The organism is Niveispirillum sp. (assembly GCF_017996735.1).
Lineage (GTDB): Bacteria > Pseudomonadota > Alphaproteobacteria > Azospirillales > Azospirillaceae > Niveispirillum.
In genome coordinates, this window is record NZ_JAGOGJ010000028.1 from 24,253 (window position 1) to 51,120 (window position 26,868).

General features: G+C 64.5%; 28 protein-coding genes. 8 read left to right on the forward strand and 20 right to left on the reverse strand.

The window, feature by feature from the left end; translation table 11 throughout:
- Positions 1 to 45: 45 nt before the first annotated feature.
- Positions 46 to 582: a histidine phosphatase family protein gene (locus KBA48_RS11335; RefSeq protein WP_292906288.1), complete on the reverse strand. Its 537-nt coding sequence runs from the start codon at positions 580 to 582 to the stop codon at positions 46 to 48.
- Between the two features lie 136 nt (positions 583 to 718).
- On the opposite strand from KBA48_RS11335, the gene KBA48_RS11340 reads away from it, so the two are divergent.
- Both KBA48_RS11340 and KBA48_RS11345 read left to right on the forward strand, forming a co-directional pair.
- Positions 719 to 2,917 (forward strand): RNA degradosome polyphosphate kinase, encoded by a 2,199-nt coding sequence (locus tag KBA48_RS11340; protein WP_292906289.1) that lies wholly within the window; start codon positions 719 to 721, stop codon positions 2,915 to 2,917.
- A gap of 46 nt (positions 2,918 to 2,963) precedes the next feature.
- Positions 2,964 to 4,463 carry a Ppx/GppA family phosphatase gene (locus KBA48_RS11345; RefSeq protein ID WP_292906290.1) on the forward strand — a complete coding sequence of 500 codons (1,500 nt, stop codon included), beginning with the start codon at positions 2,964 to 2,966 and terminating at the stop codon, positions 4,461 to 4,463.
- 30 nt (positions 4,464 to 4,493) lie between these two features.
- On the opposite strand, the gene KBA48_RS11350 is transcribed toward KBA48_RS11345, so the two are convergent.
- The 7 genes from KBA48_RS11350 to flgB all read right to left on the reverse strand — a co-directional run bounded on the left by KBA48_RS11350 (position 4,494) and on the right by flgB (position 10,132).
- The gene (locus tag KBA48_RS11350; RefSeq protein WP_292906291.1) at positions 4,494 to 6,674 is read right to left on the reverse strand and encodes a response regulator; all 2,181 of its coding nucleotides are present in this window, start codon (positions 6,672 to 6,674) and stop codon (positions 4,494 to 4,496) included.
- Between the two features lie 80 nt (positions 6,675 to 6,754).
- Positions 6,755 to 7,834 carry a flagellar biosynthesis protein FlhB gene (gene flhB / locus KBA48_RS11355; RefSeq protein WP_292906293.1) on the reverse strand — a complete coding sequence of 360 codons (1,080 nt, stop codon included), beginning with the start codon at positions 7,832 to 7,834 and terminating at the stop codon, positions 6,755 to 6,757.
- A 15-nt stretch (positions 7,835 to 7,849) separates the two neighbouring features.
- A complete protein-coding gene (gene fliR, locus KBA48_RS11360) occupies positions 7,850 to 8,614 on the reverse strand; it encodes a flagellar biosynthetic protein FliR (RefSeq protein WP_292906295.1) in 765 nt (254 codons plus the stop codon).
- A complete protein-coding gene (gene fliQ, locus KBA48_RS11365) occupies positions 8,614 to 8,916 on the reverse strand; it encodes a flagellar biosynthesis protein FliQ (protein ID WP_292906297.1) in 303 nt (100 codons plus the stop codon). The genes fliR and fliQ overlap by 1 nt, the downstream gene beginning before the upstream one ends.
- Before the next feature lie 22 nt (positions 8,917 to 8,938).
- On the reverse strand, positions 8,939 to 9,247 hold the full coding sequence (gene fliE / locus KBA48_RS11370; protein WP_292906299.1) for a flagellar hook-basal body complex protein FliE: 309 nt from the start codon (positions 9,245 to 9,247) through the stop codon (positions 8,939 to 8,941).
- Positions 9,248 to 9,281: 34 nt separating this feature from the next.
- Positions 9,282 to 9,695, reverse strand: a complete 414-nt coding sequence (flgC, locus tag KBA48_RS11375; protein WP_292906301.1) for a flagellar basal body rod protein FlgC — start codon at positions 9,693 to 9,695, stop codon at positions 9,282 to 9,284.
- Positions 9,696 to 9,727: 32 nt separating this feature from the next.
- Entirely contained in the window at positions 9,728 to 10,132 is a 405-nt protein-coding gene (flgB, locus tag KBA48_RS11380) for a flagellar basal body rod protein FlgB (RefSeq protein ID WP_292906303.1), read from the reverse strand.
- 421 nt (positions 10,133 to 10,553) lie between these two features.
- Between flgB and KBA48_RS11385 the strand changes: the two genes are divergently transcribed.
- Genes KBA48_RS11385 through fliP form a run of 4 tightly spaced genes read left to right on the forward strand, consistent with a single transcriptional unit; the run spans position 10,554 to position 12,219 of the window.
- Positions 10,554 to 10,802 carry an EscU/YscU/HrcU family type III secretion system export apparatus switch protein gene (locus tag KBA48_RS11385; RefSeq protein ID WP_367273832.1) on the forward strand — a complete coding sequence of 83 codons (249 nt, stop codon included), beginning with the start codon at positions 10,554 to 10,556 and terminating at the stop codon, positions 10,800 to 10,802.
- The gene (locus KBA48_RS11390; protein WP_292906307.1) at positions 10,799 to 11,146 is read left to right on the forward strand and encodes a hypothetical protein; all 348 of its coding nucleotides are present in this window, start codon (positions 10,799 to 10,801) and stop codon (positions 11,144 to 11,146) included. Before KBA48_RS11385 ends, KBA48_RS11390 begins: the two co-directional genes overlap by 4 nt.
- Positions 11,147 to 11,467: a flagellar biosynthetic protein FliO gene (locus KBA48_RS11395; protein WP_292906309.1), complete on the forward strand. Its 321-nt coding sequence runs from the start codon at positions 11,147 to 11,149 to the stop codon at positions 11,465 to 11,467.
- Complete coding sequence (gene fliP, locus KBA48_RS11400) at positions 11,464 to 12,219, forward strand: flagellar type III secretion system pore protein FliP (protein ID WP_292906311.1); 756 nt, start codon at positions 11,464 to 11,466, stop codon at positions 12,217 to 12,219. Before KBA48_RS11395 ends, fliP begins: the two co-directional genes overlap by 4 nt.
- Positions 12,220 to 12,271: 52 nt before the next feature.
- On the opposite strand, the gene KBA48_RS11405 is transcribed toward fliP, so the two are convergent.
- Complete coding sequence (locus KBA48_RS11405) at positions 12,272 to 13,120, reverse strand: MoxR family ATPase (RefSeq protein WP_292906313.1); 849 nt, start codon at positions 13,118 to 13,120, stop codon at positions 12,272 to 12,274.
- Positions 13,121 to 13,219: 99 nt separating this feature from the next.
- Here KBA48_RS11405 and KBA48_RS11410 point away from each other — a divergent pair, with 99 nt between their 5' ends.
- On the forward strand, positions 13,220 to 13,405 hold the full coding sequence (locus KBA48_RS11410; protein WP_292906314.1) for a hypothetical protein: 186 nt from the start codon (positions 13,220 to 13,222) through the stop codon (positions 13,403 to 13,405).
- 2 nt (positions 13,406 to 13,407) lie between these two features.
- Here the strand turns inward: KBA48_RS11410 and KBA48_RS11415 are convergent, their stop codons facing one another.
- From KBA48_RS11415 to KBA48_RS11465, 11 genes are all read right to left on the reverse strand, one after another.
- Entirely contained in the window at positions 13,408 to 13,635 is a 228-nt protein-coding gene (locus KBA48_RS11415; RefSeq protein WP_292906315.1) for a DUF2283 domain-containing protein, read from the reverse strand.
- 278 nt (positions 13,636 to 13,913) lie between these two features.
- Positions 13,914 to 16,577, reverse strand: coding sequence for an alanine--tRNA ligase (gene alaS / locus KBA48_RS11420; RefSeq protein WP_292906316.1), 2,664 nt, complete (start codon positions 16,575 to 16,577; stop codon positions 13,914 to 13,916).
- A 116-nt stretch (positions 16,578 to 16,693) separates the two neighbouring features.
- Complete coding sequence (locus tag KBA48_RS11425; RefSeq protein WP_292906318.1) at positions 16,694 to 17,563, reverse strand: alpha/beta fold hydrolase; 870 nt, start codon at positions 17,561 to 17,563, stop codon at positions 16,694 to 16,696.
- A gap of 33 nt (positions 17,564 to 17,596) precedes the next feature.
- Complete coding sequence (locus KBA48_RS11430) at positions 17,597 to 18,529, reverse strand: YdiY family protein (RefSeq protein ID WP_292906320.1); 933 nt, start codon at positions 18,527 to 18,529, stop codon at positions 17,597 to 17,599.
- Positions 18,530 to 18,547: 18 nt separating this feature from the next.
- Positions 18,548 to 19,027, reverse strand: a complete 480-nt coding sequence (locus tag KBA48_RS11435) for a Dps family protein (RefSeq protein WP_292906322.1) — start codon at positions 19,025 to 19,027, stop codon at positions 18,548 to 18,550.
- Positions 19,028 to 19,262: 235 nt separating this feature from the next.
- Positions 19,263 to 19,865: an EF-hand domain-containing protein gene (locus KBA48_RS11440; protein WP_292906324.1), complete on the reverse strand. Its 603-nt coding sequence runs from the start codon at positions 19,863 to 19,865 to the stop codon at positions 19,263 to 19,265.
- Between the two features lie 92 nt (positions 19,866 to 19,957).
- A complete protein-coding gene (locus KBA48_RS11445; protein WP_292906326.1) occupies positions 19,958 to 20,713 on the reverse strand; it encodes a 5'-methylthioadenosine/adenosylhomocysteine nucleosidase in 756 nt (251 codons plus the stop codon).
- Entirely contained in the window at positions 20,710 to 21,141 is a 432-nt protein-coding gene (locus KBA48_RS11450) for a response regulator (protein WP_292906328.1), read from the reverse strand. Before KBA48_RS11450 ends, KBA48_RS11445 begins: the two co-directional genes overlap by 4 nt.
- Positions 21,138 to 23,792, reverse strand: a complete 2,655-nt coding sequence (locus KBA48_RS11455) for a PAS-domain containing protein (protein ID WP_292906330.1) — start codon at positions 23,790 to 23,792, stop codon at positions 21,138 to 21,140. Before KBA48_RS11455 ends, KBA48_RS11450 begins: the two co-directional genes overlap by 4 nt.
- Before the next feature lie 57 nt (positions 23,793 to 23,849).
- Positions 23,850 to 25,190, reverse strand: coding sequence for a tetratricopeptide repeat protein (locus tag KBA48_RS11460; RefSeq protein WP_292906332.1), 1,341 nt, complete (start codon positions 25,188 to 25,190; stop codon positions 23,850 to 23,852).
- Positions 25,184 to 25,528 carry a hypothetical protein gene (locus tag KBA48_RS11465; protein WP_292906334.1) on the reverse strand — a complete coding sequence of 115 codons (345 nt, stop codon included), beginning with the start codon at positions 25,526 to 25,528 and terminating at the stop codon, positions 25,184 to 25,186. Before KBA48_RS11465 ends, KBA48_RS11460 begins: the two co-directional genes overlap by 7 nt.
- Positions 25,529 to 25,791: 263 nt before the next feature.
- On the opposite strand from KBA48_RS11465, the gene recA reads away from it, so the two are divergent.
- On the forward strand, positions 25,792 to 26,832 hold the full coding sequence (gene recA, locus KBA48_RS11470) for a recombinase RecA (RefSeq protein ID WP_292906336.1): 1,041 nt from the start codon (positions 25,792 to 25,794) through the stop codon (positions 26,830 to 26,832).
- The last annotated feature ends 36 nt before the right edge of the window (positions 26,833 to 26,868 follow it).

The following is a 26,868-nucleotide window of genomic DNA, read 5'->3' on the forward strand; positions in this document are numbered from 1 at the left end:
ACATACCGCAGTGCGACATGGGACGGAAGGGGCAATGACCCCCGGTTACCGTTCTTCCAGATCGCGCGGCCGTGTGAAGCCGGCCAGCGTGCAGCTTCCCCAGCCCAGATCCCGCCAGGACAGCCCGTCCGGCACGGTGATTTCGACAAAGGAACAGGTGGGCAGCTTGGTCGCCAGCGACTGGCGCAAGGCGGCATCCCCCCGGCCGCACAGGTCGCGGGCCAGAAGCTGGAAATCGGGATTATGGCCCACAAAAAGGGCTGCCCCCACCTGCTCCGGCAGGGCCGTGACCCGGTCCAGCAGCAATTCCTCCCCGCACAGATAGATGGAGCGGTCGAAACTGGTGGGCGGCAGGTCGGTGCCCCAGGCGGCCGCCACGATCTCCAGCGTGGCACGGGCGCGCACCGCCGTCGAACAGACGACAAGGTCCGGACGTGGCGGCCCGCCCTTGCGCGCGGCCCAATAATTCGCCATCGTCGCGGCGGCGCGATGGCCCCGCGCGCTCAACGGCCGGTCATGATCGGCCAGGCGGGGATCATCCCAGTCCGATTTGGCGTGCCGCAGCAGATAGAGTGTCTTCATGACAACCACAGGCAGGGGAAGCGGAACCGGAACAGCAGGGCAGCGTCGCCGCCCGCGCGGGACCCATGTACCCAAAACCGTCACAGAAGCAACATATACTTCCCCGGCCCGTGAGGACCAGAAGGACGAGATCATCGTGACCGCCGCCCCCGACATGCTGCCCACCGACGCACCCGCCCCTGCCGTGCCGCCCGACGCGCCGACAGGACCCAAGGCCGGCATCGCGCCCGACAGCCCGGAACGGTTCATCAACCGCGAACTGTCCTGGCTGGCCTTTAATCAGCGTGTTCTGGAAGAGGCGTACAATAATCAGCATCCGCTGCTGGAACGGCTGCGCTTCCTGTCCATTTCGGCCAGCAATCTGGATGAATTCTACACCGTCCGCGTCGCCGGCCTGAAGGCGCAGGTGGCCGCCAAGGTCACGACTCCATCGGATGACAACCTGACCCCGGCCCAGCAACTGGCCGCCATCAATTACCGGGTGACGGAGGTGATGCGCGATCAGCAGGTGTGCTGGCTGATGCTGCGCAAGCTGCTGCGCGCCAACGGCATCGCCGTCGTCGAGCCCGAGGAACTGACGGCGTCGGAGCATGACTGGCTGGAAGCCCGCTTCATTGACGAGATTTTCCCCGTCCTGACCCCCATCGCCGTTGATCCGGCCCACCCGTTCCCCTTCCTGCCCTCCAGCGGCTTTGCGCTGGCCCTGCAGCTTTTCGACCCGCAGAAGGGGGCGAACCTCGACGCGCTGGTCCTGCTGCCGCAGCAGTTGGAGCGGTTCATTCGCCTGCCTGGCAATGAGACGCGCTATGTCCTGCTGGAACAGGTGGTGCTGACCTTCATTTCCCGTCTGTTCCCGCCCTTCGTGCTGAAGGGGCACGGCGTGTTCCGCGTGCTGCGCGACAGCGAAATGGAAATCGAGGAAGAGGCGGAAGATCTGGTCCGCACGTTTGAATCCGCCCTGAAGCGGCGCAAGCGCGGCAGTGTGATCCGGCTGGCGGTCAATGCCGGCATGTCGAAGGAATTGCGCGCCTTCCTGGTCGATGAACTGAACGTTTCCAACGATGATGTGTTCGTGCTGGATGGCCTGATCGGGCTGGCCGATACCAAACAGATCATCGGTGATGAACGGCCCGACCTGCTGTTCCCGCCTTATAATGCCCGATTCCCCGAACGTATCCGCGATTTCGGCGGCGATTGCTTCGCCGCCATCCGGCAGAAGGATATCGTCGTCCACCATCCGTTCGAAAGCTTTGACGTGGTGGTGCAGTTCCTGCGTCAGGCCGCCGCCGATCCCAACGTGCTGGCCATCAAGCAGACCCTGTACCGCACCTCCAAGAACAGCCCCATCGTGGCGGCCCTGATCGATGCGGCCGAACAGGGCAAGTCGGTGACGGCGCTGGTGGAACTGAAGGCGCGGTTCGATGAAGAGGCCAATATCCGCTGGGCCCGCGACATGGAACGCGCCGGCGTGCAGGTGGTCTATGGCTTCGTGGACCTGAAGACCCATGCCAAGGTGTCGCTGGTGGTCCGGCGCGAAAGCCAGGGCCTGCGCACCTATGTGCATTTCGGCACCGGCAACTACCACCCGATCACGGCCAAGGTTTACACCGACCTGTCCTTCTTCACCTGCGATGTGGCGCTGGGCCATGATGCGGCCCACATGTTCAATTACATGACCGGCTATGCCACGCCCAAGGCTCTGGAAAAGATCGCCATCGCCCCCATCACCCTGCGCCAGCGTCTGGTCGATCTGATCGATGCCGAAATCGCGCATGCCCATGCCGGCCGCCCGGCCCAGATCTGGGTGAAGCTGAACAGCCTTGTCGATGCCAAGCTGATCGACAAGCTGTATGAGGCGTCACAGAACGGGGTGAAGATCGAACTGGTGATCCGCGGCATCTGCTGCCTGCGGCCCGGTGTTCCGGGGCTGTCGGAGAATATCCATGTGAAATCGATCGTCGGCCGCTTCCTGGAACATGGCCGCGTCATCTGTTTCGGCAACGGTCATGGCCTGCCGTCACGTCAGGCCAAGATTTACATCTCGTCGGCCGACTGGATGCCCCGCAACCTGGACCGGCGTATCGAGACGCTGGTGCCCATCGAAAACCCGACAGTGCATCAGCAGGTGCTGGACCAGATCATGGTCGCCAACCTCAAGGACAATACGCAGAGCTGGGTCCTGCAACCCGACGCGACATACCGCCGCGTGGAACCTTGCCTCGAAAGCTTTAACGCCCATACCTATTTTATGACCAACCCCAGCCTTTCGGGCCGGGGCAGTGCCACGACGGAGGCGAGGTTGCCGCCGAAACTGGTGTTGAGCAATTTCCCGTAACCCGGCATTCTCACCGATGTTGTCACTGAAAGCGGATCACCCGAACGTGGATCACGCCCAAGCCGACGATCGCCTGGCGGTCATCGATGTCGGTTCCAATTCGATGCGCTGCGTCGTCTATGAGAAGCTGACCCGATCGCCCGTCGCCCTTTTCAATGAAAAGGTTCTGCCCAGCCTGGGCAAGACGGTCGAAAGAACCGGGAAGCTGAATCCGGACGGCGTCGTGCTGGCCCTGGATAACCTTGTCCGCTTCCGCCGTCTGCTGGAAGGCATGCAGGTCCGCCGCATCGACGTCCTGGCCACGGCCGCCGTGCGTGACGCCGCCGACGGCGCCGATTTCGTGGCGGAGATCACGCGCCGCACCGGCTTTCACGTCGATGTTCTGTCCGGTGAGGAAGAGGCACGGCTGGCGGCGCTGGGCGTTCTGTCGGGTTCCCCCAATGCCGAGGGGCTGGCCGGCGACCTGGGCGGCGGCAGCCTGGAACTGGTGTTGCTGGAAAAGGGAGAGATCGGGGCGCAGGTGACCACGCCGCTGGGTCCGCTGCGCCTGCTGGAAGCGACCGACGGCAAGCCCGGCCCCGCCGCCAAGCTGATCGACCAGCATCTTTCCAAGCTGGACTGGCTGTCGCGCGGCAAGGGCCGCACCTATTACCCGGTTGGTGGCGCCTGGCGCGCGCTGGCCAAGATGCATCTGGAGCAGGTGAACCACCCGCTGCACATCATCCACCAGTACAGCGTGGATGGTGCGACCATGGCGGAGTTTGCCGGAACCGTCGCCCGCACCGGGCGCAGCAATCTGGAAAAGATGCAGGGCGTGTCAAAGCGCCGCCTGGACACCCTGCCCCTGGCCGCCCTGGTCATGGAACGGGTGTTGAAGGCGGTGCAGCCGTCGCGCGTCACCTTCTCCGCTTATGGCCTGCGCGAAGGGCATCTTTACGATCTGCTGGACGCCTCTGAAAAGCGGCAGGACCCGTTGATCACCGCCTGCGAGGATGTAGCGGAACGGATCGGCCGGTTCGGCCATGCCGAAATCCTGACCGGCTGGACGGCCCCCTTGTTTGTGGGGGAGGACCCGATGGCCCGGCGCCTGCGCCATGCTGCCTGCCTTCTGTCGGACCTGGGCTGGGCCGAACACCCCGATTACCGCGCCGAACACGCTTTTCTGCGTATCCTGCGCATGCCGTTCGCCGGCGTGGACCATGCCGAACGCGCCTTCCTGGCGACATCCGTCCATGTCCGTTATGCCGGCACCATGGAAAGCCCGATCCTGGCGCCCGCACGCGGGCTGTTGAAGGAAGGGGCGTTGATGCGGGCCTATATCGTGGGGCTGGCGCTGCGCCTTGCCCATACCCTGACGGGTGGTGCGGCGACCCTGCTGCAACGAACCCTGCTGCGCCTGGGTGACCAGAAGCTGACGCTGGTCCTGCCGGAGGATGCAGCCATGCTGACCGGCGACAGTGTGCAACGGCGCCTGGACGCCCTGGCCAAGGCGCTGAACCGGACGGGGGAAATCAGCGTGCAGTCGGGGCCAAAGCTGGCGCGGTGACGGCGATTGGTAATGATCAGGTGACCGCCCCTACTCCTCTCCCATCACTTCCTTCACCTTTGTCGCCAATTGCTTCAGGCTGAATGGCTTGGCCAGGAACTCCACGGCGTCACCGCCGCCGACGGCACTGCGGAACCGTTCCTCGGCATAGCCGGAAATGAAGATCACCTTCACGTCCGGCATGAATTCGCGCACCGTGCGGATCATGGCCGGACCGTCGAGTTGCGGCATCACCACATCGGTGATGATCAGATCCACATCGGGACGGTCGGGGCCGCGCAGCAGTTCCAGCGCGTGTTCCCCGCTTTTCGCCTCCACCACCTCGTACCCCTTGTTCCGAAGCGCGCGGGCCGAGAAGACACGAACGGCATCCTCATCCTCCACCAGCAGAATGCGGCCAGTGCCGGTCAGGTCGGCGCCACTCTTCTCTCCCTTGTCCAACTGGGTGGCCTGGGCGCCATTTTCCTGGTAACGCGGCAGGTAGATGGAGAATTTCGCCCCGTCGCCCGGCGCGCTGTCGACAAAGACGAAGCCCCCCGTCTGGCGCACGATGCCATAGACGGTGGACAGGCCCAGCCCCGTGCCGGAACCCAGCTCCTTAGTGGAGAAGAACGGCTCGAAAATGCGCTGCAGATTTTCCGTGGGAATGCCGACACCGGTATCGATCACCTCCACCAGTACATAATCACCGGGCGGCATGGTCTCCGTCGCGCGTTGCATCGGGTCGGTGACATGCAGGTTGGAGGTGACAATGGTCAACCGCCCGCCCGTTTCCGCCATCGCGTCGCGGGCATTGACGCACAGATTGATGATCACCTGCTCCAACTGGCCCTGATCCACCTTGACCAGACCCAGGTCGCGGCCATGCAGCATCTTCAATTCGATATTCTCGCCGATCAGGCGACGCAGCAGGTTGGACAGTTCGGCCAGAACGTCGGTGACGGACAGGACGCGGGGTTGCAATGTCTGCTGCCGGGAAAAGGCCAGAAGCTGACGCACCAGATTGGCGGCGCGGTTGGCATTCTGCTTGATCTGCATGATGTCGGTGAAGGAATGGTCCCCCGGCTTGTGCCGCAGCAGCAGCAGGTCGCAGAAGCCGATCATGGCGGTCAGCAGATTGTTGAAATCATGCGCCACGCCGCCCGCCAACTGACCGATGGCCTGCATCTTCTGCGACTGGACGAACTGTGCTTCCAGGTTCTTCTGGTTGGTCATGTCCACCAGATGCAGAACCACGCCGGCCGCCGGCGCCCCGTCATCTCGGCGGGCATAGAGATGGACGATGGGGCCATGGGCGCCGCGCAACTGCGCCTCATGCGCGGGGCAGCCATCGGCGCCGTCGCGGATGGCGATCAGGCGCTGTTGAATGGTGCTGCGCTGGTCCCGCTTGAACAGGTTGATCACCGGCCGTCCCTGGGCATCGTCACGCGACAGGCCGGACAGGGCCAGGACGGTATCATTGCATTCGGCCAGACGCAGGTCGCTGTCGACCAGGGCGATACCGATGGGGGCATAGTCGAAGAAGCGCCGGAACCGTTCCTCGATCCGGGCCAGATCATGCCGAAGCCGGTCCATATCGCCCTGTTCGGGCGGCGGCGTGATGGGGGGCGCGGGCTGGGCCGGCGCTGCCGGCCGCTCCACCTTTTCAACCTGCCAGACGGAATAACCGGCCGCCCCGTCCAGTGGCCGGGCCGACAGACGGAATTCCCGTCCATCGGCGAAGTCCAGAGCCGTATCCACCGCGATACCCCGTTCCACCGCCGCCAGCAGCCGCTTGATTTCCAGTGGCGCCAGACTGGTACCGGCCGCCTGCCCCAGGGCTGTCAGGGGTTGCTGTGCGCCGGGCTGTGCCAGATCACGGAAGGCGGGGTTGTAATGCATGGCGCGCCCATCCGGACCCACGATCACCATGGGCACGGACGCGGCCTCCAACCCGCGGGCCAGCAGATGACGGCGTTCCTCCACCGCGCCGGCGCGTGCCGAAACGGTGCGGACCAACAGGATGGCGGCAAAGGCAAGGACACCGCCGGCCAGCCAGACAACGATGCCGCCGCGCAAACCCGCCGGCCATTCGGCGGGGGGTGGCCCCTCAATGCGGGCCAGATGCACCATGGCGGCGATGGCGACAACCACCAGGATCAGCACCCAAAGACCGGCGACACGCGCGGTGGGGTTCAGGCCGGGACGGGCAACGGGGCTGCTCTTGCGCATGGTTCACCGGTCGTAAAGGTCGGCGGTCGGGACAATCTACAACAAGCGGAAGGACAGGCGCGACAGGGACACGGCCCGGGTCACCGCGGAATCGGCTTTCGTTTCATCTTGAACACGTAGGAGATGATCTCGGCCACGGCCTTGTAATGGTCGGCCGGAATTTCCTCGTTCACTTCGGCGGATGCATAAAGCGCACGGGCCAGGGCCGGGTTCGCGATCAGGGGAACTTCATTCTCCTCCGCGATTTCACGGATGCGCATGGCCAGATGGTCCACGCCCTTGGCCACCACGGTGGGGGCCCCCATGACCGCCGGATCGTATTTCAGCGCAACGGCGTAATGGGTCGGGTTGGTGACCACGACATCGGCCGTCGGGATATTGCCCATCATGCGGTTGCGGGCACGTTCCATGCGCAACTGACGGATCTTGCCCTTGATCAGGGGGTCGCCTTCCGCCTGCTTGAATTCGTCCTTCACCTCCTGCTTGGTCATGCGCATCTGTTGCATGAAGGTGTAGCGCTGATACAGATAATCGGCGCCACCCAGGACCAGAAGCACCAGCAGAACCGCGAATATGATCTTGGCGGCGAGGCTCTGGGTTTCCTTGACGATGTCGATGATCGACATGGCGATGAAATGATCGACGGACCCCCACAGGGGACGTAGCATCACATAGATGACAATCCCGACAATGACCAGCTTGGCCAGCGATTTCAGAAATTCCACCAGATTCTTCATGGAGAATTTCTGCGCCAGCGCGGGCAGCGGGTTCAGACGGGAGAGCTCGAACTTGAGTACCTTTTCGGTGGTGACCAGGAAACCAACCTGCACCACCGACGCCACCACGCCGGCCACCACCAGCAGGATCAACGGTACCGCCATGGCGGTGATGACGCTGAGCCCCAGATCGCCAAAGACGCTTTCCAGCGCACCGCCTTCCATCTGGATGGCATGCGGCTGTTCGATGAAGGGCAGCAGGCTGACCGATATCCGCCCGAACGACCAGGGCAGGATCAGCAGGATCATGACCAGCGAGGCACCCAGAACAAAGATATGGCTGAATTCCTGCGACTTTGGGACCTGACCTTTCTCGCGCGCGTCCGCAAGCCGTTTTCCGGTAGGGTCTTCTGTTTTGCTGTCATCATCCTGGTCTTCAGCCATTCGGTGTCCCCTCCCTCATAGCTGCAGGATATTGACGAGCTGCCCCTCGAACCGGGCCAGCCAGAAGGTCATTAGCGCGGTCAGGCTGAGCCCGAGAAGCATCAATCCGAAAATGATCTGGATGGGCACGCCCACAAAGAACACCTGGATCTGCGGTACCAGCCGGGCGATCAGCCCCAGGCCCAGATAGAAGAGCAGGCCGATCACGGTGAAGGGGGCCGCCAACTGCATCCCGATCAGGAAACTGTCGGCCATCACGCGGGTCAGATGCTGGGCGACATCGCCGATGGGCAGCCATTGGCCCGGCGTGAACAGGCTGTAGCTGTCCACGATGGCCATCAGCAGCAGATGATGCATATCCGTCGCAAAGATCAGCATCAGCGCCAGCATGCCCAGGATGGCTGAAATCGGGTTACCCGGCGACGACATGGCCGGGTTGAACGCCTGTGCCGCCGAAAGCCCCACCTGATTGGCGATCAGCATGCCCGCCGTTTCCAGGGCCGCCATCAACATCCGGGTGATGGTGCCCAGGAAAATGCCGATCAGCGCCTCGGCGATGATCAGCAAGGTCAGATCAGCCGGGCTGGCCGGCGCCTTCGGCATGGTGGGCAGCAGGATCGGCATCAGCAGGAACGACACGGCCAGGGCAAACAGCAACCGGATTCGCGGCGACACGAACTGTTCGCCATAGCCCGGCATGATCAGGAAGGCCGAACCAAGGCGCACAAAGATCATCAGGAACGCATAGACGGACCCGCCAAGCAGCGCATCCAGCGACATCAGCCACCACCACCCGGATCCTGGCTGTCGACACCCGTACCCACGGCCACGATCCGATCCATGATCCGCTCGGTAAAGGTCCTCAGATGGCCGTTCATGAAGGGCAGCAGGAAGACCATGGCCGTGAACATGATCAGGATCTTGGGCACAAACGTCAGGGTCTGTTCCTGCAACTGGGTCAGCGCCTGGAACAGCGAGATCGCAAGCCCCACCACCAGCGCGATCAGCATCAGCGGCAGGCTGACGATGATCGTCGTGAACAGCGCGTCACGCACGATCTCGATGGCTTCGGCTTCGTTCATGATCCAGTACCGGCCGCCGCCATCACATCGGCATGCGCAGGATTTCCTGATAGGCTGAAATCACCTTGTCGCGGACATTCACCACCGCCTGCAGGGTTACCTCGGCATTGGTGACGGCATTCACCACATCCGCCAGATCGGCCTTGCCCAGAACACCCTTGGCCGTCATCTCCTCACCCTTGTGCATGGTCTGGATGGACTGGCCGACGGCGCTTTCCAGCATGTCGCCAAAGGATGGCCCCTCCGTCGGTGCCGGCTTGGAAGGTGCGGTAAGGCCGCGCGTGGCGGCGCTGGCATAGGCGGCGGCGGCACCGCTGAAGGGAATGGCCATGGCTCTGTCTCTCCTGTCCGGGACGGCGTATCAATCAGTTGGAACGCAGCAGATCGACCGTGCGCATGATCATCTGGCGGGTGGCATCCAGCGTATTCAGGTTCGCCTCATACGACCGCTGTGCCTCGCGCATGTCCATGCTTTCGTACAGCGAGTTCACATTGGGCAGCAGCACATAGCCATCAGCGCCGGCCGAGGGATGGCCAGGATCATAGCGGCGCAGGAAGTCGCTGCGGTCCACATCGATCTTCCGCACCTTCACCAGATCGGTCTGCATCTCCTTGTCCAGGGCGTTCTGGAACATCACCACCTTGCGGCGGTAAGGCAGATCGCCGGGTGAGGGCGCGGTGGAATTGGCGTTGGCCAGGTTTTCGGCGATGACGCGCAGGCGGGTGCCCTGCACCTTCATGCCCGCGGCGGATGCCGCCATCGAATTCATCAGATCCATATCCGGTTCCCCCTATGCCTGTCCCGTTTGCCTTAACGCGGCGGCGTCATCGCGGTCTTCAGCAAACCGACCTGCTTGCGGTACAGGTTGGTGACGGTCTGGTACTCCATCGAATTCTGGCCGACCTTCATCATCTGCTCTTCCAGCACAACGGCGTTACCGGCCGGAGCGGTTTCATAGGGGCTGCGTTCCTCCCCATCCTTGAAACCGGTCTTGGATACGATCGTGCCCTGCAGGTGACCGGACGCGGAGCCGGACAGCGGCATGCGTGCCGTCTCACGCAGTTGCTTCTTGAAGTCGAATTCCACCAGATCATGGGGACGGTATTTCGGCGTATCAGCATTGGAGATGTTCTGGGACAGAACCTCCTGCCGCTGATTGTGCCAGGCCATCTTGTCCGACATCAGGCGGAAAACGCCGCTATCCTTCAGATCCATGGCAAAAACCCTTCCATCCTAGACCACAAGCATGCCCGGCAGAACATGCCCTCCAGACCCAAAATCATGCAATTTCCGCGCCATTAGGCGGCATTCCGGGTGAGTTACAACCACCCGCCCCGCCTTTTGCGGGGCACGACCGCAGGGGCCGGGGGAACGGCCCAGCGGTTTTCATTCCCAACATAGCGCAATCGACGCGCCAAGGAACGCGAAATCGCATCCACGAAGCCGGCTCGCGCCAGGCAATCGCATCTGCTAGGATGCTTTTTGCCGCAAGGGTGGTTTCGCGCCCGGAACGGCGCTTCCGACAAGGGCCACGCCGTTGCAACCACCCCCCGACAGCCCTCCGCCTCCGCCCGCCCGCCGACAGGTGGCGGTGGCCCTGCGGCATGAACGGGGTGACCCGAATCTACCGCGCATTGTGGCCAGCGGGCATGGCGCTGTGGCCGAACAGATCCTGGAACTGGCCTTTGCCCACGGGGTGAAGGTGCGCACCGATGCCGACCTTGCGGAAATTCTTGCCGCCGTCGATGTGGAAAGCGAAATTCCCATCGAAGCCATCGCCGCCGTGGCGGAAATCCTTGCCCATGTTTACCGTGCGAACGGCACGTGGAACGAGCGGGCTGGCGAACTGGACCTGAAGCCTGTGGATCGGCCGACGACACCATGACAGAAAACAGCACTATTCCCACCCTGGCCGCCCCGGCCGATATCGACCAGACGCTGGACAGCCTTCTGACCCTGCTGACGCAAGGGGCGGAGACACTGGCCGGTGGAGACATGGTGGATCTCTATGGGCTGGAGCGGGAGATCAAGCCGATCCTCGACGCCGTCCTGGCGCTTCCCGCCCCACAGGCCCACGCCCTCCTGCCCAAGCTGGAACAGGTATTGGCGGCGTTGGACGAGGTGGCGGGCACCCTGGAACGGGTACATGGCGACAAGCTGGGCGGGCGCGAAACCCATGCCACCCGCATCCGGGCCACCCAGGCCTATCGCTCCGGCAAGGATGTCTGAATGGATGCCGCCAATTATCTGCGCCTGATCCTGGCGTTGGGGCTGGTGTTGGCACTGATCGGGCTTTTCGCCCTGCTTCTGCGCCGCTATGGTCCCGCCGCCGGTCTGGCCGTGCGTCGCAAGGGCGACAAAAGGCTGGGCGTGGTAGAGGTGATGCCGCTGGACGCGCGCCGCCGGCTCGTCCTGGTCCGGCGCGACGGGGTGGAACATCTGCTGCTGCTGGGGATCGGGGAGGACCGGGTGATCGAAACGGGTATCTCTCCGCCGGGGGATTTCAGGACGGCGCTGGATCGTCAGGAAAAGGCGGGGACGGCATCATGAGGGCGCTTCTGCTCAACGGTCTTGCCCGCTTCCTGCCGGCACTGATGGCCTGTCTGCTGCTGGCGGAACCGGCAGCGGCGCAAAGCCTGTCGCTGGATCTGGGTGACCAGGGGGCCAGCGGCACCGGCCGCATCATCCAGTTCGTGATGCTGCTGACGGTGCTGTCGCTGGCGCCCAGCATCCTGATCATGATGACCTGTTTTGTGCGCATCACCATTGTGCTGAGCTTCCTGCGTTCCGCCATGGGAACGATGCAGGTGCCGCCCAATCAGGTGCTGGTCAGCCTGGCCATGTTCTTGACCTTCTTCATCATGGCGCCCACCCTGCAGACCTCCTACGAACGCGGCATCCGCCCGCTGATCAATGAGGAGGTGGACGAGATCACGGCCTTCAAACGGGCCGTAGAGCCGTTCCACGCCTTCATGATGCGCCATGTCCGGGAACGCGACCTGCAGCTTTTCATGGACATGTCCAAGACGGCTCCCGTGGCGGAACCGAAGGACATTCCCATCCATGTCCTGATCCCCGCCTTCATGCTGTCGGAACTGAAGCGGTCGTTCGAGATCGGCTTTCTGGTCTTTGTGCCGTTCCTGGTGATTGACATGGTCGTGTCGTCGGTGCTGATGGCCATGGGCATGATGATGCTGCCGCCAGCGATGATCTCACTGCCGTTCAAGCTGATCTTTTTTGTGCTGATCGACGGCTGGTATCTGATCGTCGGATCGCTGGTACAGAGTTTCGGGGAGATATAGCGCCCCGCCCGCCGCCCGCGCACAACGGTGCGGGCGCGGGCGGGTGACACCCTCACCCGTTGTTTCGGCGCGCCAGGAAGGCCAGGCGTTCGAACAGGTGGACATCCTGTTCGTTCTTCAGCAGGGCCCCATGCAGCGGCGGGATCATCTTCTTGGGATCGCGCTGGCGCAGCGTCTCCGGCGACACATCCTCCACCAGCAGCAGGCGGATCCAGTCCAGCAGTTCCGACGTGCTGGGCTTCTTCTTCAGGCCCGGCACGTCGCGCACCTCATAGAACAGGGTCAGCGCGTCGCGCAGCAGTTCGGCCTTCAGGTCGGGGAAATGCACCTCCACGATGCGGGCCATCGTGTCGGCATCGGGGAAGCGGATATAATGGAAGAAGCAGCGGCGCAGGAAGGCGTCGGGCAGCTCCTTCTCATTGTTCGACGTGATAATCACGACCGGACGCTTGGCCGCCTTGATGGTCTCCCCCGTCTCGTAGACGAAGAATTCCATACGGTCGAGTTCCTGCAACAGGTCGTTGGGGAACTCGATATCCGCCTTGTCGATCTCATCGATCAGCAGAACGGGCGGCTCCTCCGCCTCGAACGCGTTCCACAGCGGGCCCTTGCGGATGTAGTTCTTGATCTCCTTGACGCGCGGGTCACCCAACTGGCTGTCACGCAGGCGGGAGACGGCATCATATTCATACAGCCCTTGCTGTGCCTTGGTGGTTGATTTGACATGCCAGGACAGCAGCGGCCGGCCCAGCGCCTTCGCCACCTCCTGCGCCAGCACGGTCTTGCCGGTACCCGGCTCCCCCTTCACCAGCAGCGGGCGCTGCAGGGTGATGGCCGCATTGACGGCGACGCGAAGGTCATCGGTGGCGACATAATCCTGGGTGCCTTGAAAACGGGTCATGATCTCTGCTGGGGCTGTGGCAATGGGTCCGCGCGGCATCATTGCCGGAACGGCCGGGAATGGCTACCCTGAAAACATCGTCACACGGAGGTCCTGGACATGCGGCAGGTACTGAACGACGTCACCCCCGAGGAATTGCCTGGGATTTTACAGCGGCTTGGCGTGAAGCCGGGCCAACGCCTGCGCATCACCCTGGAGACGCTGGACGAGGATGTGACGCTGCCGGGGGACGAGGAAGAGGTCGCGGCGTTCGATTGGGCGCTGGAAGAGGTGGAGCGGGCGTAGGCTCAGGCCGCCACACGCGAATAGTTCTGTAGCAACGCCAGCGCCTCGGCAATCACGTCGGCGTGCTGGCTGGCGAACTGAATGTCATAGCCAACAGGCTCGCCATCGGCGCCCAAATCGATGATCACATCCCTTGCATCATCATAACGCTGACGAACCGAGGCGCCCGGACGGATTTTGACATAGAGGCTGTCGGTCGACTGATCATAGGAGACGGCATTGCTGCTCATGGCCTGAACTCCTCATCAACATAGTAGGTGTGGACGGTGCGACCATCACCCAGCGTTATGACGCTGAGATAGCCACCCAGTTCCCGTACCATTCCCCAATATCGCACACGGCCATTGGGTTGCGCCAGTCTGCGCACCGGTCGATGGAGTACCGATACGACCATGTCGGGCGTAATGGCGCGCCGTTCAGCACGGGCCATAACCTCGAACGCACAGTAGCGCGTGCGCCAGAAGGGTGGCGGTGGAAAGCTCTCTGGTTCCACCGCCACCACCTTTCCTCAACCCGCCAGCGCCGCTTCCACCGCCGCGATGGCGTCGGCCGCCTTGTCCCCATTCGGGCCGCCGGCCTGCGCCATGTCGGGGCGGCCACCGCCGCCCTTGCCGCCCAGGGCCGCGGCCGCGACGCGGACCAGATCAACGGCGCTGGCCTTGCCCACCGCATCCTCGGTAACGCCGACGACCACCGACGCCTTGCCATCGGCAACCGCGATGGCGACGACGACGCCGGTGCCCACCTGCTTCTTCAGTTCATCGGCAAAGGGCTTCAGATCCTTGGCCGGCAGGTCGGCAACGACGCGGCCGATGAAGCCCAGGCCGTTGATCTGCTTCACTTCCGAGGCACCACCGGAACCGCCGCCACCCAGCGCCACCTGACGGCGCAGGTCGGCCAGTTCCTTTTCCATCTTCCGGCGTTCGTCCAGCAGGCTGGTGACCTTGGCCACCACGTCGCCCGCCGGCACCTTCAGCGCCTGGGCGGTGTCCAGCAGGCGGCCTTCCTGCTGTTCCAGATAGGCCAGTGCGCCGGCACCGGTCAGCGCCTCGATCCGGCGGATGCCGGCGGCGACGGCCCCTTCGGACACGATCTTGAACAGGCCGATATCGCCCGTCCGGCGGACATGGGTACCGCCGCACAGTTCGACGGAGAATTCCTTGTTCCCGGCCTCGTCCACGCCACCCATGGAGACGACACGCACCTCCTCGCCATACTTTTCCCCGAACAGGGCCATGGCGCCGACGGCGATGGCGGCATCGGGGGTCATCAGGCGGGTGGTAACCTCGCTATTGCCACGGATGCGGGCATTCACCGCCGCCTCGACATCGGCCACGTCATTGGCGGCCAGCGGCGTGGGCTGGGAAATGTCGAAACGCAGACGGTCGGCGGACACCAGCGAGCCCTTCTGCGTGACATGGTCACCCAGACGGCGGCGCAGCGCCTCATGCAGCAGATGGGTGGCGCTGTGGTTGGCGCGGATGGCGCCCCGGCGGCTGCCATCCACCTTCAATTCCACGGCATCGCCAACCGCCAGCGTGCCCTTGGTGACCGTGCCGACATGGGCGAAGACCGCGCCCAGCTTCTTCTGCACGTCGCGGATGGTGACTTCGGCACCCTTGGCGGAGATCATGGCGCCGGCATCGCCGACCTGACCGCCGCTTTCGCCATAGAACGGCGTCTGGTTGACGATGACCAGCACTTCCGTGCCCTCAGCCGCACTGGTCACGCGGTTGCCTTCCTTATCCAGGATGGCGGTGACCGCACCCTCGGCAGCCTCGGTGTCGTAGCCCAAGAACTCGGTCGCCCCTAGCTCGTCCTTCAGTTCGAACCAGACACGTTCCGTCGCGGCCTCGCCCGAGCCGGCCCAGGCGGCGCGCGCCTTCTTGCGCTGCTCGTCCATGGCGGCGTTGAAGCCGTCCACATCGACCGGACGGTTGCGGGTGCGCAGCACGTCCTGGGTCAAGTCCAGCGGGAAGCCATAGGTGTCATACAGCGTAAAGGCGACATTGCCCGGCAGCGCCTGACCTGCGGCCAGGGGTGCTTCCGCCTCGTCCAGCAGCTTCAACCCACGGTCCAGCGTTTGCTTGAAGCGGGTTTCTTCCAGGCGCAGCGTTTCGGTGATCAGCGCCTGGGCGCGGACCAGTTCGGCATAATGGCCGCCCATTTCGCGCACCAGCGCCGGAACCAGACGGTGCATCACCGGGTCCTTGGCGCCCAGCATGTGCGCGTGACGCATGGCGCGACGCATAATGCGACGCAGAACGTAACCACGCCCTTCGTTCGACGGCATGACGCCATCGGCGATCAGGAAGGAGCAGGAGCGCAAATGGTCCGCGATGACGCGGTGCGAGGTGGCCTGCGGCCCCTTCAACGACGCGCCCGTCGCCTCGGCCGAGGCTTCCAGCAGGCCCTGGAACAGGTCGATATCGTAATTGTCGTGGACGCCCTGCATGACGGCGGCCAGGCGTTCCATGCCCATGCCGGTATCGATGGACGGCTTCGGAAGGGCCACACGCTCGCCGCCGGGAAGCTGTTCATACTGCATGAACACGAGATTCCAGATCTCGATGAAGCGGTCGCCATCCTGGTCCGGGCTGCCCGGCGGGCCGCCGGGGATCTTGTCACCGTGATCGTAGAAGATTTCCGAGCAGGGGCCGCAGGGGCCTGTATCGCCCATCATCCAGAAATTGTCCGACGTCGGGATGCGGATGATGCGGTCGTCGGGCAGGCCGGCGATCTTTTTCCACAGGTCGAACGCCTCGTCATCATTATGAAAGACGGTGGTGGTCAGCTTGTCCGCCGAAATGCCGAATTCCTTGGTGATCAGGTTCCAGGCCAGTTCGATCGCGTCGGCCTTGAAATAATCGCCAAAGGAGAAGTTCCCCAGCATTTCAAAGAAGGTGTGGTGACGGGCCGTGAAGCCGACATTGTCCAGGTCGTTATGCTTGCCGCCGGCGCGCACGCATTTCTGCGAGGTGGTGGCGCGGCTATAGGGGCGCAGTTCCTGGCCGGTGAAGACGTTCTTGAACTGCACCATGCCGGCATTCGTGAACATCAGCGTCGGGTCGTTGCGCGGAACCAGCGGCGAGCTGTCGACAATGGCGTGGCCGTTCTTCCCGAAATAGTCGAGGAACGTGGAACGGATTTCGTTGACGGTCTTCTTTGACATGGGATGACGGCCTGAAGCTGCTGGATCGCGACAATATGGGGTGTGGGTTTTACCGTGGCGAGGGACACCCTGTCCATGCCCGGTGCAGGGATGCGGCCATGAACCCGCCGATTTCGTCAATCGCGGATCATCAGGGCACGGCCCCGGCCGGGTTTTTCGTGATCCAGGGTCGGACCGCGTGGACCCGGCATGGCGGATTCCAGAAAGGATAACAGCGCTTCGTCCCCACCCCTGGACAGCAGATCCGCCGCCGCGATACCCGCCGGACGGAAGCTTTGCGGCGGCTGGGCACAGTGCCGGTCCAACCGGGTCCCCAGCGTCACCGGCACCTCCCTGTCCCCGCCAGCGTGCAGGATCAGTATGGGGGCCTGGACCTGGGCCAGGGCCGGCGCGATCTCGAACCGGTGGCGCAACAGTGATCGTAACGGCAGCAATGGCCAGCGGCGGTCCAGCAATTCCGCCATGCTGGTGAACGGCGCTTCCAGTACCAGCCGCGCCACGGCCCGTTCCGCCGCCAGCCCCGCCGCCAGGAACGCACCGGTATCCCGGCCATACACAACAAGACGCCCCCCGGATATGCCCTGCTGAACCAGATAATCGGCCCAGGCGCGGCTATCGTCGATCCAGCCCGCCTGTCCCGCCGTCCCCGGATTGCCCCCCTGCCCGCGCAGCCCGGCCAGCAGCACCCCGAAACCGGCATCGGCCAGCAAGCGCGCCAGGGGGCCACAGGCCCCCGGATGCCGGTTCCGTCCGTTCAGGATCAGGACGGTCGGCTTGGTGAATCCGTCGGCGGGGCGGCACCAACCCTCCAGCGACAGGCCATCGCCGGCCGGCACCCAGACATTCTGGAAATCGGGCAGGCCGGCATCGGCCAGAACCATGGGCCGGCGGTCGGGCGGAAACAGGATGCGTTCCTGTCTTCGCCGGAACCAGACGGCATAGGCGATCCAGACCAGCAGCGGGAACAGGATCAGCTTCAGCATCATCCACACCGCCCCTGCCCCGGATCGACCCCTTTCCTAGAACGTATAGACCAGCGTCGCCCGGCTCAAGGTATCGGTGGGCTTGCGGTCGTCGGGCGGGTCGGTTTCATGCCGGACGGTGAAGGCGACGCGGGCGGAGAACAGGGCATTGATGCGCGCGGTCAGGCTGCTGGTCGCCTCCAGCGTCGTGTTGTTGGCACCGATCAGGCTTTTCGCCGTCTGCGCAAACTTCGTGCTGTCGGAAATCTCCTGGCTGAAATCGGCGGCGGCCCGGAAAACGAATTCATTCTTCACCGACCGCTCTCCCGGCATGTCGGCCAGAAAACTGTGCCGCGCACCCGGGCCGCCCTCCACCGACAGCCGGCGCCCGTCGCCATCCAGCACCACATAACCGGCACCCACCGTCTCGGTCAGGCGGTGGCGATATCCCGCGAAGACATCGCGTTCCCAGCCCATTTCGGCGGCGGCATAGAAGCGCGGATCGATGAAGTAATTGGCTTCATACCCGGCCTCGAACCGCTCCTTGGAGTTCTCTCCGTCGGCGCGCTGGAAGTCGGCCCCGGCGGTGACCTGATGTCGCCACTTCACCGTTTCCTTCACAAGATCGATGCGCAGGGACAGGGTCTTGTCATCGCTGTTGCCGGTGGACAGGGCGCCACCGGCTTCGGCATCGCCAGACCATCCGGCAAAGACATTGGCCGCCGCGCGCCGCTTCTGGGCCCGCTCCGCTTCCGCGCGGTCCTTGCGCAGGCTGCCCGCCAGGGTCGCGATCGCTTCGCCCTGATCGGGAAAGGCGTCGCGGGCCAGGGACTCGGCAAGGTCGAGCGCCGCGCCATCGCGACCGGCCGCCTTGCGCAGCATCGCCTCCACACCGGCCGGAAGGACAGCCTCCTGTGCCAAAACAGGAACGGTGGCAGATGAAAAAAGAATCAGCGCCGCGGTGAGCGGCGCTGCCTTGTAGATCGACATTGTTACTTCGGTCTCCGACTATTCCAGCAGGGAGCGCAGCATCCAGGCCGTCTTTTCATGCACCTGCATACGCTGAGTCAAGAGATCGGCGGTCGGTTCGTCGCCGGCTTCCTCCACCAGGGGGAAGATGGAGCGGGCGGTACGGGCCACGGTCTCGTGCCCTTCCACCAGTTGACGGATCATGTCCTGGGCCTTGGGAACGCCCGTCTCTTCCGCCACGGTCGCCAGCTTGGCGAACTGGCTATAGCTGCCGGGGGCGAAGAAGCCCAGGGCGCGGATACGTTCCGCCACCTCGTCCACCGCCGTGAACAGTTCATTGTACTGCGCCATGAACATGGCATGCAGCGTGTTGAACATCGGGCCGGTGACGTTCCAGTGGAAGTTATGCGTCTTCAGATACAGCGTATAGCTGTCGGCCAGCAGGCGCGACAGACCGTCGGCGATGCGGGCACGGTTCTCGTCGGAAATACCGATATTGATGGCGGGTGCGCTGGCCATGTCTTTGCCTCTCTGGTTGCCTCGTCACGGGGAACAGATGGTCAGTCTGACGACAAAGGCAAGGGGAAGCAAGGGGCGGATCGATCTATAACCTTTTGAAAAATATGGGGGAGGCCGAAAGGCCGCAGCGAAGCGGCCAAGGCCCTCCCCCAAAGTGGCGGAGGCGTTACCACCTCCGGATGGCCCGGCTGAAGGCATGCGAATTCCCAGCCGGACCAAACCTGTCAGCGCCCGGTCAGGCGGCCTGGCTGGTCGTGTTGCTGGAACTGTTCGTATTGTTCTTCTGCGAATAGCTGCTGATGGCGCTCTGAAGCTGGCTGATCAGCGTGCTGATGGTGTCATCTTCACTGCTGTCGCTGCTGCTGGAGGACAAGAGGCTTGCAATGTCGGTGCTGCTGCCACCGCCGGACGTGGCGTTGGCGGCATCCTCCCCTTCACCGCCCGGCGGCGGGCTGCCCGGGGGCGGGCCACCGGCGCCGCCCGGCGGAGGACCGGGGGGACGACCGCGGGCACCTTGTGTACCGGACGCGTCCTCCTGGGCGGCCAGCAAGGCACCCTTCGTCTCGGACCGCATGCTCTGGAACGCGGTTTCCATCTCCGATTGGGTCAGGGAACCGTCGCCGTCGCTGTCCATCTTGGCGAACATGTCCTCGGCGCTGGGGCGGTTGCCCGCCCGCCCGGCCTTGTCCGCCTCCTTCGATCCGGCCGCCTGGAATTCCTCCAGCGACAGCCCACCGGACTTGTCGGCGTCGGCCGCTTCAAACCGTTCCTGCGCCCGCTGCTGACGGCTGACGCCGGCCGAAGCATAGGCATTGCTGCTGATGCTGCTGATACTCATGATCGCTCCTTGACGGGTTTTGCCGGACCCATTGCTTCAACGGGCAGATGCGGCAAGACCTGTCGCGGTGCGGCGCCTTTTTTTGCCGTCCGTCAGAAAATGGGCACGATGCGCCGCACGATGCCGGCCGCGTTCACCGCCGCCGTGCGGGCGAAGGTCGGGAAATCCAGATGGCTGTCACTGCCCGCAAGGTCGGACAGCGCACGCACCACCACCAGCGGCACAGCGAATCTGGCCGCCACCTGGGCCAGTGCCGCCCCCTCCATCTCCACCGCCTGGGCGTTGAACCGGGCGTGCAGGTCCCGGCGCGTATCGGCGCAGTTCAGGAAATGATCCCCCGTCAGGACCGTGCCGAAACGCCAGACCGGCGCCCGCCTCGTGCCCGGCATGCCAGCCAGGATGACACCATCCAGGGCCGCGGCGATGCGCGGCGCCATCCCGTCGGCCAGGGCATAGCCATGCGTGTCATCGAACCCCGGCAGCGGCGGCACACCCGGTTGATAGGGCTTCAACCGCCCGCCCGACAGGGCACCGTAATCATGCTGGATCAAGCGGTCGGCGATCACGACATCGCCCACATCCAGGCCCGGGTCCAAACCACCCGCCACGCCAGAGAATAGCAGGCCTTCCACCCTGAAATGATGCAGCAGCAGGGTGCCGACCAGGGCCGCGTTCACCTTGCCAATCCCGGCTTCCACCAGCACCACCGGGCGGCCGTCCAACTGACCGGTGATGAAGGCGAAACCGGCAATTTCCTGCCGATCCGCGCCCTGGAAATGTCCGGCCAGGGCCGCCGTCTCTTCCGGAATGGCACAGATCAGACCCAAGGGTCCCAAAGTCAGACTCATTGGCTTCTTCCTGTGCGCGGCCGGATATTCTTGACCAGGGTGCGGATGCGCACCTCCAGTTGGGCGGCGCTGTAGGGCTTGACGATGAAGGCATCCACGCCCTGGGCACGGGCGGCCAGGACATGATCCTTGGTGCCGTGCCCCGTTTCCATGATGAAGGGCAGGTTAGGCCGTATGGTGCGGACCGATGCCAGAAGATCCATGCCGTTCATGCGCGGCATGGCCCAGTCGCAGATGATCAGGTCCACCGCGTCGGGATCACGATACAGAATGTCCATAGCCTCGGCCCCGTCATTGGCCGTCATCACCTCGCGCACACCCATCTGTTTCAACACGTCGATGATCCAGACGCGGGTCTGCTGCTGATCCTCCACCACCAGGATGCGCAAGGACTTGATCGGGTCCTCCGGCATATACATTGCACTCATGCGCTTCTCCGCTTGGCCAAGGCCTCGGCCACGGCCCGGCACAGGGTCTCCGGCTCTACCGGTTTGTAAAGCACAGGGATGTCTGGTGGCAAATCCTCAACCTCCACATGCCCGCGTCCGGGATATCCCGTCATGAACAGGACCGTGACGGACGGGTCCAGTTCCGTCACCAGATGCGCCAGCCGTACACCGCCCAGGGCGGGCATGACCAGATCGGTCAGCAGCAGATCGATGCCCCCCTCCTCGAACCGCTCCAGCGCCTCCACCCCGTCGGCGGCGCGACGCACGGCATGGCCTTCGCGCTCCAGGAAGCCCGCGACCAGGGTCAGCAGTTCCGGCTCATCCTCGGCGACAAGGATGGTAGCGGGGCGGGTCGTGGCGGCGGCAATCATTGGCGCGTCCGCCCGCCCTTCCTCCGCCGGGGGTGGAGACAAGGGCAGCCACAGCGTGAAACAGGTGCCCCGGCCCGGCTGACTGTCCACCAGGATCACACCGCCCGCCTGTTTCACCGTGCCATAGACCATGGCCAGTCCCAGCCCCGTGCCCTGACCCGGCGGCTTGGTGGTGAAGAACGGGTCGAAGATGCGGTCCAGCAATTCCGGCGGCATGCCGGTTCCCCGGTCGGTGACCGACAACAGGGCGTAATCCCCTGTCTCCAGCCCCGGTGGTGCCGGTTCGGCCGCCAGTCCCAGCCGCACGATCAATGGCCCGCCGCCCGGCATGGCGTCGCGGGCATTGATGGCCAGGTTCAGCAGCGCCTGGGCGATCATGTCGGGATCGACGGCCACCCAGACCGGGGCGTCCGGCACCAGCAGGGACAGGTCGATGGTGGCCCCCAGCAGCGGTTTCAGCAGGAATTCCTGCCCGCGCAGCACATCGCCCAGGTCGATCACTTCCGTGCGCGCCACCTTCTGCCGGGAGAAGGTCAGCAATTCGCGCGTCAGCGCCGCCGCCCGTTCCACCCCCTGCCCGATCTTGGCCAGATAACCCGCCTGCGGCGCGTCCTTGGGCACGCCCTGCTTCGCCATGCTGGCATAGCCGCCGATGACCGACAGGATGTTGTTGAAATCATGCGCGATGCCGCCGGCCAGTTGTCCCAGCGCCTCCATCTTCTGGGCCTGCAGCAACTGGCTTTCCAGCTTCTTCTGTTCCGTCACATCGGCGAAAAGTACGACGAATCCGCCGCCCGGCATGGGGAAATGCCGGACCTGCAGCCAGGTACCGTTGGGGCGCTGACGCTCGTTGAAACAGATGCCGTCATGCCGGATACGGTCATAATCGGTCAGGCTTTCCTCCACGCTCTCGCCCGGATATTCCCCCTGCTGGGCCAGCAGGCGGACAAGGTCGCGGTCCTTCAGACCCGGTTTCATGAACCCGGCCGGAATATCCAGCAGTTCCGATACCATGCGGTTGGCGACCAGAAGATGGCCGTTGGCGTCATACACCTCGATCCCGATGCCGACATTGTCCATCATGCTGTCCAGGATGCGTGTCTTCTCCCAGATCTCATGCTCCGCCTGCCGGCGGTCGGTAATATCGCGCAGATAGGCTGTGTAGCGCTGGCCCGGCCCCAGCGGCACCGCCGTGATGGCCAGTTCGACGGGAAACAGGCGGCCGTCGCGGCGCAGCGCCTCGATCTCCACCCGCCGGCCCAGCATGGTGCCGCCGCTGCCCAGTTTCATGCGCATGAGGCCGCTGTCATGCCCGCTACGGTGCTGCGGCGGGACGATCAGGTCGCTCATCCGCTGGCCCACCGCCTCGGCCCGCTGCCAGCCGAAGGTGCGCTCCGCCGCCGGGTTGAACTCCAGGATATACCCGTCCTCGTCGATGGAGATGATGCAGTCCAGGGCCGTATCCAGGATGGACCGGGCGCGGGCCTCGCTTTCGCGCAGGCGCAGGCTGGAGGCCGCCTCATGCGTGACGTCGCGGAACAGGCACATGACCAGCCGCTCGCCCCCGCCCTGGAACGGGACCGCTGACAATTCAACCGTGATGTCGCGCCCGTCCATCCGGCGCAGGTCGATACGCATCTGGCGCAGCGGCTCGCCCGACACCACCCGGCGCATCAGCATCTCGGCCAGCGGACGCGTCTCCTCGTTGGTGACGTCCAGCACGTTGAACCGGGCGGCGGGCTCCTCCGCCGCGATGCCCAGGATGGCGCGCCCGGCCCGGTTCACGAACCGGCCGCGCCCCTGGGCATCATGCACGGCAATGCCATCGGGCGACAGATCAACCAGTTGGCGGTAGCGCTGCTCGCTGTCGCGCAGTTCCGACTCGCGGCGTTTCAACTCCGTGATGTCGGTGCGCACACACAGGGTGCCGCCCTGCGGCAGGGCCCGATCCTGCACCCGGATCCAGCGCCCGTCCGACAGCAGGAAATCACCCGGCTGACCTGTAGGATGCCGAAAACCGCGCAGGCGCTCGGCGACATAATCCTCCACGTCGCGGCCCTGCGCATGCAGGTTGTCGCCCGCATCAATGCCGAAGCGCAGCAGCGTCTCGAACGTCACGCCCGGCTGCATCCGGTCGGCCGTGACCGGGAACAGCGCCCTGAAGGCGGGGTTGGCCAGGACCAGCCGTTCCTGCGCATCGAACAGCGCCACCCCATCGGTCAGCATGTCGAAGGCCGTGGTCAGGCTGTCCAGGTCCAAGATGCCCTCCTTGGTCGGCCGTGCAGGGACAGATGGTGCCCTGCCCCCGGTTCCCGATCAAGCCGGCAGCGCCGCCGCGACCCGCGCCACGACCCCGGCCCAGTCGCCGCAGCGCTTCTGGCGGAACAAACGCATGCTGGGGTACCAGCCCGTCTTGGCCGCCCCTTCCAGCCAGCGCCAATCCGTGTCGGTGGCGATCAATGTCCAGACCGGCCGCCCCATGGCCCCGGCCAGATGGGCCAGCGCGCTGTCGGGCGTGATCAGAAGGTCCAGATGCGGCAGGATCGCAGCCGTGTCGGCCCAACTCCCGATCTCCGCCCCCAGGTCGGTGACGGGTGCCGGCAGAGGGCTGTCGCGCAACTGCTCGCGTCCACTGGCCACCTGCAACGCGTACCAGTCAGCCCCCGACCGTTCCAGCAGGGGACGCAGCGCCGCCAGGCCCGGCGTGCGCCAGGCGTCCCCGGGATGCGCCGGATTGCCGGCCCAACTGAACCCGATGCGCGGCCGGTTGCCCTGCCGCGCCAGCCGCTGGCCCCAACCGGCGGTACGCACGGGATCGGACGCGATATAGGGGCCGGGCCAGGGAATGCCCGTGGGTTCCAGCCCCAACAGGCCGGGCAGGTCCAGCAACGGCACGCCCCGATCGACAGGCGGCAGGTCCGTGCCCCGTGCCACCACGGTTCCATGCCTGCCATCGTCGAACAGCGGGACCAGGGCCGCCGGCACCTCCAGCACGATCTGCGCCCCGGCCGCCATCAGGGACCGGACCAGCCGCACACACATGATGGTGTCACCGGCCCCCTGTTCATCCCAGACCAGGATACGTTTGCCGGCCGGGTCCTCCCCCCGCCAGGCCTGTATCTGCTGATGCCGGGGCGGGCGGGCGGAAACCGACCAGCGATGGCGGTACAGGTCGAACCCTTCGCGCCAGCGGCCAAGGCGCAGCAGGGCCAGCGACCGGCCCAGCGACGCGGCACTGTCGCCCGGCGCCAGTTCCAGGCAGCGGTCGAAGGCGGCCAAGGCACCGGCCGGATCCCCCGTCACCCGCCGCAGCAGCCCGATATCGCGCCAGACATAGGCGATGCCGGCCCCCTGTTCCGCAGCCACGGCCAGATGCACCGCCGCCGCATCCACCTCTCCTTGATGCAGCAGCAGGTTGGCCAGGGCGCAGCGGGCCGGTACCAAGGCCGGTGCCGCCGCCACCGCGCGGGACAGCAGGTCGCGCGCCGGCTCCGTCCGCCCTGCGCGCCGTGCGGCATCCCCCAGGGTCAGCAGCGCCACGGCATGGTCGGGATCGGCCGACAGCACCTGTTGCCACAGGGAAAGGGCTGTCCCTTCCTCCCCGCGCGTCATCGCCGCCTGCGCGGCGCGGGCCAGATCGCCGACGCCGCTCACCATTGTTTTTCCGTCAGGGTCGGCTTGCCCTGTACCGTACTGCTGATCACTTCCGGCATGCGGACCAGCCGGTCGCTACGGATCACCGGCAGCGGATCGGGATCGTAAATCTGCTTCAACCGCCGATATTCCTGGAAATGGAATTCCTGCTGTTCCTGGAAATCCGGCTCCCCGTTACGCCGGCCGGTCACAATCACTTCCTGTTCCATGGCCGGCGGTTTCTGCGCCGGCGCGGCGTTCTGCGCCCCCGCCGGAACGGAACAGGCAAGCGCCAGCAGCGTCAGCAGCGTCAGCAGCGGACGGGCGCAGGTAGAAAAGTGATTCCCGCCTGAAATCGACATGTCACGGACCTGCCAGCCTCAATGGAGTAACCATCATAGTCGGTTTAAGGCGCCACCGCACCTGAACTTTGTTCATATTTTTCAGCCTCCCTATCCCCACCTTGGAAACTCGACCGAAAAAAGTGAACGTAATGAGAACATTCCCTCTTGGCGCATGAGAACGAAAAAGGTACAACAGGTTCAGTTGAACGCGCATGCTCATCCGTGCGAGAAGGAAGGGGACAATAATGTCGGCAGCTCCACTCCGTCTGGTTGAAACACCCATGGACAAACAAAAAGCTCTGGACGCCGCCCTGGGCCAGATCGAACGCGCGTTCGGCAAGGGCTCGATCATGAAGCTGGGTGCGAAGGAGGCGTCGCAAGAGACGGAGGTGGTTTCCACCGGCTCTCTCGGCCTCGATATCGCACTGGGCATCGGCGGCTTTCCGCGGGGCCGTATCATCGAAATCTACGGGCCGGAAAGCTCGGGCAAGACCACGCTCGCCCTGCATGCCATCGCCCAGGCACAGAAGAATGGCGGCGTCTGCGCCTTCGTCGATGCCGAACATGCGCTGGACCCGTCCTATGCCCGTAAGCTGGGCGTGGATGTGGACGAACTGCTGATCTCCCAGCCCGATGCCGGCGAACAGGCGCTGGAAATCTCCGACACGCTGGTGCGCTCCGGCGCCATCGACGTGCTGGTGGTGGACTCGGTGGCGGCCCTGGTGCCGCGCGCCGAACTGGAAGGGGAGATGGGCGACAGCCATGTCGGCCTGCACGCCCGGTTGATGAGCCAGGCGCTGCGCAAGCTGACCAGCTCCATCTCCAAGTCGCGCTGTCTGGTGATCTTCATCAACCAGATCCGCTTGAAGATCGGTGTGATGTTCGGCAACCCGGAGACGACGACGGGCGGCAACGCGCTGAAATTCTACGCCTCCGTCCGCCTTGATATCCGCCGCATCGGCGCCATCAAGGACCGGGAGACCGTCACCGGCAACCAGACCCGCGTGAAGGTGGTGAAGAACAAGATGGCGCCGCCATTCCGCGTCGTCGAATTCGACATCATGTATGGCGAGGGTGTATCCAAGGTGGGCGAACTGCTCGATCTGGGCATCCAGGCCGGCGTGGTGGACAAGTCGGGCTCCTGGTTCTCCTATGACGGGCAGCGCATCGGTCAGGGGCGTGAAAATGCCAAGACCTTCCTGCGCAACAACCAGGCCGTGGCCGACAGCATCGAACAGAAGATCCGCGCCAATGCCGGCATCGTGGCCGGTGCCATGATGGGCACGCCGGAAACCGATGGCGACGCATCCACCCCTGAATGATCCTGACCACCGCCCCGGAAGCTTCCTTTCCGGGGC